Source organism: Streptomyces sp. SID11385 (assembly GCF_010548245.1).
Classification (GTDB): Bacteria; Actinomycetota; Actinomycetes; order Streptomycetales; family Streptomycetaceae; genus Streptomyces.
In genome coordinates, this window is sequence record NZ_JAAGLR010001057.1 from 1 (window position 1) to 8,820 (window position 8,820).

General features: G+C 72.5%; 12 protein-coding genes. 5 read left to right on the plus strand and 7 right to left on the minus strand.

Translation table 11 applies throughout. The features are described 5' to 3' along the window. A partial coding sequence (locus G3I42_RS32405) for a methylated-DNA--[protein]-cysteine S-methyltransferase (RefSeq protein ID WP_239096829.1) occupies nucleotides 1-406 on the plus strand: 406 nt, incomplete at its 5' end. 39 nt (nucleotides 407-445) lie between these two features. On the opposite strand, the gene G3I42_RS32410 is transcribed toward G3I42_RS32405, so the two are convergent. The 3 genes from G3I42_RS32410 to G3I42_RS32420 all read right to left on the minus strand — a co-directional run bounded on the left by G3I42_RS32410 (nucleotide 446) and on the right by G3I42_RS32420 (nucleotide 2,352). Beyond that, nucleotides 446-1,090 (minus strand): uridine kinase, encoded by a 645-nt coding sequence (locus tag G3I42_RS32410; protein ID WP_164291249.1) that lies wholly within the window; start codon nucleotides 1,088-1,090, stop codon nucleotides 446-448. A gap of 158 nt (nucleotides 1,091-1,248) precedes the next feature. Beyond that, a complete protein-coding gene (locus G3I42_RS32415; RefSeq protein ID WP_164291250.1) occupies nucleotides 1,249-1,491 on the minus strand; it encodes a DUF397 domain-containing protein in 243 nt (80 codons plus the stop codon). Then, complete coding sequence (locus tag G3I42_RS32420) at nucleotides 1,492-2,352, minus strand: helix-turn-helix transcriptional regulator (protein WP_164291251.1); 861 nt, start codon at nucleotides 2,350-2,352, stop codon at nucleotides 1,492-1,494. Between the two features lie 126 nt (nucleotides 2,353-2,478). On the opposite strand from G3I42_RS32420, the gene G3I42_RS32425 reads away from it, so the two are divergent. Together G3I42_RS32425 and G3I42_RS32430 are read left to right on the plus strand one after the other, a co-directional pair. Continuing rightward, the gene (locus tag G3I42_RS32425; RefSeq protein WP_343244723.1) at nucleotides 2,479-3,003 is read left to right on the plus strand and encodes an ATP-binding protein; all 525 of its coding nucleotides are present in this window, start codon (nucleotides 2,479-2,481) and stop codon (nucleotides 3,001-3,003) included. Beyond that, nucleotides 3,004-3,453 (plus strand): hypothetical protein, encoded by a 450-nt coding sequence (locus tag G3I42_RS32430; protein ID WP_164291253.1) that lies wholly within the window; start codon nucleotides 3,004-3,006, stop codon nucleotides 3,451-3,453. A 27-nt stretch (nucleotides 3,454-3,480) separates the two neighbouring features. Here the strand turns inward: G3I42_RS32430 and G3I42_RS37205 are convergent, their stop codons facing one another. The 3 genes from G3I42_RS37205 to G3I42_RS32440 all read right to left on the minus strand — a co-directional run bounded on the left by G3I42_RS37205 (nucleotide 3,481) and on the right by G3I42_RS32440 (nucleotide 5,282). Further along, nucleotides 3,481-3,657: a hypothetical protein gene (locus G3I42_RS37205; protein ID WP_203607640.1), complete on the minus strand. Its 177-nt coding sequence runs from the start codon at nucleotides 3,655-3,657 to the stop codon at nucleotides 3,481-3,483. A 304-nt stretch (nucleotides 3,658-3,961) separates the two neighbouring features. After that, on the minus strand, nucleotides 3,962-4,681 hold the full coding sequence (locus G3I42_RS32435) for a DUF899 domain-containing protein (RefSeq protein WP_343244724.1): 720 nt from the start codon (nucleotides 4,679-4,681) through the stop codon (nucleotides 3,962-3,964). A 136-nt stretch (nucleotides 4,682-4,817) separates the two neighbouring features. Next, entirely contained in the window at nucleotides 4,818-5,282 is a 465-nt protein-coding gene (locus tag G3I42_RS32440; RefSeq protein WP_239096830.1) for a MarR family transcriptional regulator, read from the minus strand. Between the two features lie 91 nt (nucleotides 5,283-5,373). Here G3I42_RS32440 and G3I42_RS32445 point away from each other — a divergent pair, with 91 nt between their 5' ends. Both G3I42_RS32445 and G3I42_RS32450 read left to right on the plus strand, forming a co-directional pair. Beyond that, nucleotides 5,374-6,237, plus strand: a complete 864-nt coding sequence (locus tag G3I42_RS32445) for a pirin family protein (protein ID WP_343244725.1) — start codon at nucleotides 5,374-5,376, stop codon at nucleotides 6,235-6,237. A gap of 198 nt (nucleotides 6,238-6,435) precedes the next feature. Next, nucleotides 6,436-7,920, plus strand: coding sequence for an amidohydrolase family protein (locus G3I42_RS32450; RefSeq protein WP_164291255.1), 1,485 nt, complete (start codon nucleotides 6,436-6,438; stop codon nucleotides 7,918-7,920). Between the two features lie 69 nt (nucleotides 7,921-7,989). Here G3I42_RS32450 and G3I42_RS32455 read toward each other — a convergent pair. Further along, on the minus strand, nucleotides 7,990-8,820 hold an 831-nt coding region (locus tag G3I42_RS32455), incomplete at its 5' end, for an FUSC family protein (RefSeq protein WP_164291256.1).

Sequence of the window (8,820 nt, forward strand, 5' to 3'; positions counted from 1 at the left end):
GCTCGCCGCCCGTCTGGGCGGTCCGGAGGACCCGGCGACGGGGGCGGCCGCGGTGCGGGCGGCGGGCGAGGCGCTGCGCGCGTACTTCGCGGGGGACGGCGCGCTGGCCGCGCAGCCGCTGGACTGGTCGCTCGTCACCGGTTTCCAGCGTGAGGTGCTGCGCGTCCTTGCGGCGGAGGTCCCGTTCGGGGCGGTCGTCGGGTACGGGGAGCTGGCGCGCAGGGTGGGGCAGCCGGGCGCGGCGCAGGCCGTGGGTCTCGCGATGGGAGCCAATCCGCTCCCGCTCTTCGTCGCGTGCCACCGGGTGGTGGAGCGGGACGGCGGGATCGGGGGCTTCGGGGGCGGTGTGGAGACGAAACGGCAGTTGCTGGCGCTGGAGGGGGTGCTGCCGCAGCCCTTGTTCTGAGCGGGGCGGGGCGGCACCTCGCGGACGGGTCCGGTCCGCTCAGTCCTCCTCGGGAACGCGGCGGGCCGGGTGGCGGGGGTCGTCCGCGCGGACGACGAGGCCGGCCGTGTCGAGGGGGGTCTGCTCGGCCTCGTAGCGGGCGAAGGCGGGGAGGGTCCACTGCTCGGCCTCGGGGGTGCGGCGGCGCAGTGCCGCCTCGGTGAGGGAGAGGTGGACGCCGAGGTCGAAGGGGAACCAGTGGCCGAAGAGGAAGGGGCCGTGGAGGAGGAGGAAGCCGCCGGGCGGCAGGGTGACGTAGGGGGTGCGGCTCGCGCGGTCGGTGACGGGGTCCCACAGGTCGGGCAGGACCCGGCCGTTGCCGCCGGGATCGAGCGGGGTGAAGACCTCGCGCCACAGTGCCGGGGTGTCGAACCAGCCGGTGAGGTAGCTGTCGGGGTCGTGGCGGCCGTGCTCGAAGCGGAGCGAGGCGGGGCGCAGGAAGCCACTGGTGGCGACCGGCAGCGCGGGCCGGCCTGCCGCGCGCAGCGCCTCGGCGAGCCGGTCCGCGAGGGCTTCGGGTCGGGCCGCGGGGGCGCCGTCGAGTGCCACCCTGACGTGGTCGCCGCCGTCCGCGGGGGTGGTCGCGAGCAGGCGCTCGGTGAGGTCCGCGGTGAGGCGTTCCCAGGTGATCGCTTCGAATCGCACGGGTCCATGGTGACGCAGGTGGCCGGGGCGCACGGGCGGGGGCCGCGGGGGCGGGGGCGGAGACGAAAGACGGGGGCGCGCGGTGGCACGCCCCCGGGGAAGGCTCCGGGACACGGTCCCGGGTGCGGAGGAGTTCGGGAGGGAGGGAAGCGGGGAGGTCAGGAGAGCAGGAAGTCGGCCTGTCCGGCCTTGGCTCCCTGGATGAAGGCGGTGATCTCCGCCGGGGTGTAGATGAGTGCGGGCCCTTCTGGATCGGAGGACTGGCGGAAAGCGATCCTCCCGTCGGCGAGTTTCATCGCCTCGACGCAGTTCCCCCCGTTGCCGCCGCTCCACGGCTTGCGCCACCCCGCGTCGCCGAGCTGGGCGGCGGGCATGCCGTTGTATATCCGGACGCGGTTCATTCACAGCTCCTTGCGGACATCCCTCAGGATCTCCTTTGTGCGTTGTGCAGTGGCGGCATGTGCCGCCATGTGGTCCATGACCTCCAGATACGTGGCGACTTCCGGCCGGCTGTCGAGATAGACGGCGCCGGTCAGGTACTCCACGAAGACCATGTCCGGCAGTTCGGGCATGGGGAAGCGGAAGAGCACGAAGGGACCGAAGGTGCCCGGGTGGGGCCCCGCACTGAACTCGGCGATCTGGAGGGTCACATTGGGCAGGGCGGTGACGTCGAGCAGATGGTCGATCTGCCGGCGCATGACCGCCGCGTCCCCCGCCTGGCGGCGCACCGCCGTTTCGTCCAGGACGTACCACAGCCGTGGGGCGTCCTCGCGTACCAGGAGCTTCTGGCGTCTGAGCCGCAGGTCGACATGACGCTCGATCTCCTCCGGCTCGCTGCGCCCGAGCGAGCCGGCCCGCATGACGGCGCGCGCGTACTCCTCCGTCTGGAGCAGACCCGGCACGAAGTGCGGTTCGTAGTTGCGGATGAGGCTCGCGGCCCCCTCCAGACTGACGTGCATGCTGAACCAGTTGGGGAGCACGCCGTGGTAACGCTGCCACCAGCCCGGCTTGTTGGCGTCCTCGGCGAGCGTGACGAAGGTTTCGACCTCCTCCGCCGACGCCCCGTAGGACTGGAGGAGGAGCTGGAGGTACGGAATCCTCAGCGCGACCTCAGCCGTCTCCATGCGCCGGACCGTGGCCGGTGCGACGCGCAGGACCTTGGCCGCCTGTTCGCGACTGAAGCCCGCGTGCTCGCGCAGGTCCTGGAGCCGCCGCCCCAACACCACCTGGCCCACGGTCGGCGCGGACCTCGGTTCGCTCACGTCGACCTCCCCTTGGCGAACAGTTCCCGCAGCAGTGTGCCATGCGCCGCAACCCCAGCACACTGCACTCTGAATTTTTCAGAGTGACCCTTGCCAAGTGTTCGCGCCGGGGAGATAGTGGCACACGTGATTCCGTCCGCTCCGTTAATCACCCCCCAGGCCGGTGAGCGCTGTGCGAGTTTCGAACTCGCCGCTCATCCGGGTTCCGCCGCCCAGGCCCGGCGGCTCACGCGCACGCAGCTCGACGGCTGGTCGGCGCCCGAGGAGACGTGCGAGGCGGCGATCCTGATCGTCTCCGAACTCGTCACCAACGCGCTTGTCCACACGGGCAGTCGGCAGATCGTCTGCGAGCTGCGCGAGATCGAGCCGCGCGAGCTGGTCCCGCGGCAGGCCCATGACCCGCTCGGGCGAGCGGGCGGGGCACGCGGCGGGGCGAGCGGCGCGGCGGACGGGGCGCGGCTGCGGATAGCGGTGCGCGACGAGGGGCAGTGCGGCAGGCAGCCCGTCAGTCCCCGCCAGGACCCGCAGGACGAGCACGGGCGCGGCCTCTTCCTGGTCTCCGCCATGAGCCTGTCCTGGGGCACCCAGGAGGCCGAACAGGGTTCCGGTCTCGTCGTGTGGGCCGAGTTGTCGTGGGAAGAGGCACGCTGAATGCACACGTGGACGGCAGGCTCGCTGAGCCTCTACACGCTCGCCTCGCTCAGCCGGGGCAGGTCCCCCCGGAGAGCGGCGCGGACGCCACTGGTGCGTTTGACGGTGCCGAGCGGGATGACCACGTCGATGGGCGTGGACGCGGTGGGCGTGCCGGAGGCGCTGGCCCGCCGGGTGATGGGGCGACTGCCCCGGATGGGCTGCGTGTTCGCGGACGGCGGGCGCTGGTGGTGGATCGTGCCCTCCGGCTCCGACGTGGCCCTGGAGTGGCCCGCGCCCGCGCACTACGCGGCCGGCGCGCTCGTACCGGACGCCCGCAGGGAGCCCCGGCTCGTCCACCAGCCGGCCGGCAAGGCGCCGTACACCCCGCCGATCCCCCTCTACGTGACCCTCTGCCGCCTCACCGACACCCTTCCGCCGTGGTCGCGCTCGGCGCCCGCCGAGGACTGACGCGCGTTCGCCCGGGCGGGGACGGGCTCATTCCGGCGCCGAGCGGGCGCGGACGATGACGAGGAAGGCGTCCTCGTCGAGATCCATGACGACCTCGGCGGCCGTGCCCTCGCAGCGTCGCTGACGGGCGAATTCCTCGGCGGGCCAGGAGCCTCGCGGTCCGCCCGCGGGGAAGCGTTCCAGCACCACTCGTTCAGTCCTCACGGCCGCAACTCCGTCCTGTCGTACCCGGGTCGCACTCCCCCGCCGCCGGTGCTGTCGCCCCACGTGTGCACTCGGACCCCACCCTTCGCCCACTCGCATGGAGTAACGAGTGCACCCGTCGCCACGTCACTCCGCGCCGGGCAGTGCGTCGAGAATGACGCAGCGAAGCGCCCGGGCGTGGGCGCCGTGACCGTACCGTCACCTGTTCGCCCCGGCTCGTCACGGCATACGTCGCCCTTGGGGGGCACGGGGGGCGCGCCCGGCGGCGCACTGGGGCCGGCGGTGGTGAGCGGGGTGCGGCAGGTCAGGAGGGGGGCCGCGCGAGGTGGTCGCGGCGGCCGAGCGCGGTGAGGTCGAGGAGGGTGCTCGCGCTGCCGAGGCGGTCGAGACCACGGGCATATGCCGAGTACGTATGGAAGACCTGTTCCCCGCCGCGCAGGAAGCAGCTGACGGCGGGCCGGTCGACGTGTTCCCCGGCGGCGAGCGCGGCGCTCAGCGCCGGGTCGGTGGGAGCCAGGACGGCCGGAGAGGGGGTGGCGGAGCCGCTCGGGGCGAAGGAGGCGCCGAAGTCGTAGGGGAAGTCGCTCCCGTGGGCCGAGTACCACGGCACCGTCCAGCCGCCCGCCGCCTTGAAGGGAAGGATGCGCGGGTACGGGGCGCGGGAGACGGCGGCGAAGGCGGTTCCGCGCTCGCGCAGGTGGCGCAGGTCGCCGATCTGATCGAGGAAGGCCGCGCAACGGGCGCAACCCGCCTCCCACTCGGGCGCGAACATGAAGTGGTACACGATCAACTGGTCGCGTCCTTCGAAGAGTTCCAGCAGCCCGGTGTCGCCGTCGGGACCGGTGAGCACGTACTCCTTCTCCACGAGGACCCTCGGCAGGGCGCGCCGCCGGGCGGCGAGGGCGTCGAGGGCGCGCGTGAGGGCCTTCTCCTCGGCGAGCAGCGCGGCGCGGGCCGAGAGCCACTCGGCGGGGGTCGCGGTGGCGGGCAAGGGGCCGGTGGATGGCGTGGGGGTGTCGTTCACGGCGTTCCTTCGGGGGCCGGCGGGGGCGGGTGCGGGTGCACGCGCGGTCGCCTGGTGGACCGGAGGAGCGGGGGGAAATCATCTTTCTGCTGGTGGGAGGCGCACGAGGGGGAGGCGGGGCCACCGGGCCCGCGGGCTACAGGGCCGCTTGCTGATCGGCCCGCAACCCGGCGAGAACGATGCCGGCGATGGACGCGAACCGGTCGAGTTCCTCAGGAGTGAGGCGGTCGACGAACAGTCGCCGGACCTCCTGGGCATGGCCGCGCGCGGCCTCCTTGATGGCGGCGAGCCCGTCCGCGGTGATCACCGCGTCCATGCCGCGAGAGCCGCAGCGTTCGCGAGTGATCAGGCCCCTCTTGGCCATGCGGGTCAGCTGGTGGTGCAGCCGGCTCTTCTCCCAACCGGCGGCCCGGCCGAGTTCGTAGACCCGCAGGCGCCCCTCGGACGCCTCGGACAGGACCGCGAGGACCGTGTAATCCGCGTTGGACAGGCCGCTGCCGGCCTGGAGTTGCTGCTCGATGCGGGTGCGCAGCAGTTCGAGCATCTCGAACGACACCCGCCACGCGTTGAGTTCCCGCTCGGAGAGTCCTTGGCGCGCCATGCCGTCATCGTACCAGGGGGTTGACGCGTCAACTCAGAGGCGTACTGTCGGGGTGACACATCAACTCGATGAGGTGGTGACCGTGGAACCCGTGCTCCGCACCGTGGACCGGATCGTGACGAAGGCGCGGCTGGGGCCCGACGGGCAGGTGGACGACAAGGCCCTGATCATCGGCCCGCACCGGCCGGAGCTGACCGATCCGTTTCTGGTGCTGAGCGAGGACTGGTTCTCCTCACCCGGCTTCGACTGGCATCCGCACCGAGGGGTCGAGACCGTGACCATGGTGGTCGACGGTGCCCTGGAGCACGGTGACAGCGCCGGCAACGCCGGAGTGCTGACCACGGGTGACGTGCAGTGGATGACCTCCGGACGCGGCATCATCCACCGCGAACTCGCGTTCCGCGACGAGCGGGCGCACACCCTCCAGCTCTGGGTGAACCTCCCCGCGCACCGGAAGCTGACCACCCCCCGGTACCAGGATCTGTACGCGTCCGGCCGCCCCGTCATCGACCGGAAGGGCGTCAGGATCGACGTGATCTCGGGCGAAGTCGACGGCGTGACCGGCCCCGCGATCAACCAATGGCCCATCTCCGGCGCCGTCATCACACTGGAACCGGGCCAACGGTGCGCGCACGTACTGCCGGGCCGTGACCGGGCCTTCCTCCACGTGCTCGCCGGCAGCCCGGCAATCGCCGGGCGGGTGGTCGAAGCGGGCCAGACCGCTTGGTCCGACCCCGTGCGCGACACGCTCGCGTCATCGATCACGGTGGAGACGGCAGGCCGGGAAACCACGGCCGTGGTGATGGCCTTCAGCGGTGAACCGCTCAGGGAGCCCGTCGCCGTCGGCGGACCGTTCGTGATGAACACCCGGGCCGAACTCACCCAGGCGTTCCGGGACTTCCACAGTGGCGCGTTCGGCGACATTCCCCGACAGGCGCGCCTGAAGTACCGCTGAGAGCGCGCGCGGCGCCCACGGCGCGCCGCGCCGCGCCGCGCCGCCTCTTCGTCCTGACGGGCCGGAAACGCGTGACGGCACCGCGGGCAGCTTGACGACCGCACCGCGACCGCCGGCGCGGGGACGAGGACAGAGGCCGCCGTCCAGGCCGCCGTCCCACCGACTGTTCGACGCTGTTCCAGAGCAAGGAGCACACTCATGTCCGATCAAGGCACCCCGGCCGCGCCGCCGGTCCACGAGACGGCGCCCTCCTCCAGCGGCCTCCCGGGCCGTCGCTATCTCGTCCGAGGCGGAACGGTCCTCTCGATGGACCCCCGTGTCGGTGACTTCGCGAGCGCCGACATCCTGGTCGAGGGCGCGAAGATCGTCGCGGTGGGCCGGGACCTCGACGCGTCCGGCGCCGACGTGATCGACGCGCGCGGCCGGATCGTCGTACCCGGTTTCGTCGACACTCATCACCACCTGTTCGAGACCGCGTTGCGTTCCTTCCTGTCCAACGGCTTGCTGCGCGACGACGGCTCCGGCTCGCCGAGCGCGGACCCGTCCTACACGGAGTACGTCCTGCAACGGTTCGCCCAGCACTACCGGCCGGAGGACGTGCACGTCAACGCGCTCTACGCGGGACTCTCCCAGCTGGACGCCGGCGTCACCACGGTGCTGGACGTCTCGCAGATCCACCACACGCCCGAGCACAGCGACGCGGCCGTTCAGGCGCTCGTCGACACCGGCCGCCGCTCGGTGTTCGGCTATTTCGAGGGCGACGGCCGCAGCGGTTACCGCTACCCGCAGGACGCCCACCGCATCAGGAAACAGTGGTTCCCGTCCGACGAGGGGCTGGTGACCATGCTGATGGGCGGCGAGGTCTATCTCGGTGAGGAGCTGTACACCAGCTCGTGGCACCTCGCACGCGAACTGGATCTGCAGATCGCCGCCCATGCGGTGTCCTCGGCCGGAATCCGGCCCGTCCTGGACGACATCGCCCACGGCACGGGCGGAACCCGCGACGACATCGGGCTCGGCCCCGACGTTCTCCTCTTCCACATGACGGGCATGTCGGATTTCGCCTGGCGCGTCGCCCGTGACGCCGGCGTGCGGGTGTCCGTCGCCGCGCCCATCGAGATGACCATGCGCCACGGGACTCCCCCGCTGCTCACCCTGCAGGAGCTCGGCATGGAGCCGTCCCTCAGCACCGACGTCGAAACGACCATGACGGCCGACCCGTTCACCCTCATGCGGTCGGCCATGACGATGCAGCGCATGCTGGTCAACGAGCGTGTTCTCCGTCAGCGTGAGACCCCGCCCAGCGAGTGGCCCACCCCCGCGCCCGGCACCCCGCCCCTCCTCACCGTCCGCGACGTACTGCGCTTCGCGACCACCAACGGCGCGCAGCACCTGCGCCTCGGCCGAAGGACCGGCACGCTCACGCCGGGCAAGGAAGCGGACATCGTGCTGCTCGACGCGACCGCCCTCAACGTCGCCCCGCTCAACAGCGCGCACGGTGCGGTGGTGTCCCTCATGGACCGCTCCAACGTCGACACCGTGATCGTCGCCGGCAGAATCCGCAAGTGGAGGGGAGTGCTGCTCGACGCGGATCTCGGACGCCTTCGGCACGAACTCGAGAACTCGCGCGACCACCTCTTCCGTGCCGCGTCGATCCGGCAGGACCTGTTCGCCTACAGCTGACAGCGCTCCGGCGGAGCGGGGCCGGGCGGCTCCGGGCGGGCGGGTACGAGGCGGGTCGTGCCGTTCCGGTCAGTGCGGCACGGGGGTCCGGTCGCGGTCCAGGGTGCCGAGTTCGCCCAGCAGGGCGCGGAGGCGGGCGCTGTCGCGCGGGGGCAGGGTGCCCGCGTCGTCGGCGTGGACGGCGGCGGCCGTGGTGGTGTCCACGAGGCGTTCGAGCACGGCGGTGAGTTCGGCGCTCCCGGCGCTGCGGCGGGCGAGCGGGGGCAGTTCGGCGGCCGAGACCTCCACGGCGGCGCGGGCCTGGGCGAGGGAGCGGTAGGCGGCGCGGCGCAGTGCCCAGCGGCCGGGCAGATCGGGGGAGCCGCTCAGTACGTGGCCCAGGTAGTCGGTGGCCGCCTGCGAGGCGACGGCGAGCCGGCCGCGGGCGACGGTGCCCGCCCGTCCGGGGAGCGGGAGGTGCCCGGCGAGCAGCACGATGCCGCAGGCGAGCAGGGTGTCGGTGAGCCGGTTCCAGGTGGCCTGGGTGTCGCCGCCGAGACCGACCAGGGCGAGGACGAGGAGGGTGACGACCCCGGTCTGGAGGGCGAAGTGGCGCATGGCGAGCGGGACGAGTGTCGCGCAGACCGCGGCGAGGGCGACGAGCCCGGTCTCGGGCGGCAGCGGCACGGGGGCGGCGACGGCGGCGAGCGCGACGAAGAGCCCGGCCCCGACGAGCGTCCCGGCCACGCGGCACAGCACGCGGGAGGCGAGCGGGCCCAGGTCGGGCTTGACGAGGAAGACGGCGGTGGCGGGAAGCCAGTACCAGTGCTCGGGGTGGAGGGTCTGCGCGACGGCGGTCGCGGCGCCCATGCTGAGCGCGACGCGGATGCCGTACTCGCGCCCCGCCGGACCCGCGACGCG

Bases quoted from the DNA above. Each gene is read 5' to 3' on its own strand.
- G3I42_RS32450 (WP_164291255.1), top strand. From the start codon at position 6,436: ATGTCCGATCAAGGCACCCCGGCCGCGCCGCCGGTCCACGAGACGGCG.
- G3I42_RS32430 (WP_164291253.1), top strand. From the start codon at position 3,004: ATGCACACGTGGACGGCAGGCTCGCTGAGCCTCTACACGCTCGCCTCG.
- G3I42_RS32440 (WP_239096830.1), bottom strand. From the start codon at position 5,282: ATGGCGCGCCAAGGACTCTCCGAGCGGGAACTCAACGCGTGGCGGGTG.
- G3I42_RS32415 (WP_164291250.1), bottom strand. From the start codon at position 1,491: ATGAACCGCGTCCGGATATACAACGGCATGCCCGCCGCCCAGCTCGGC.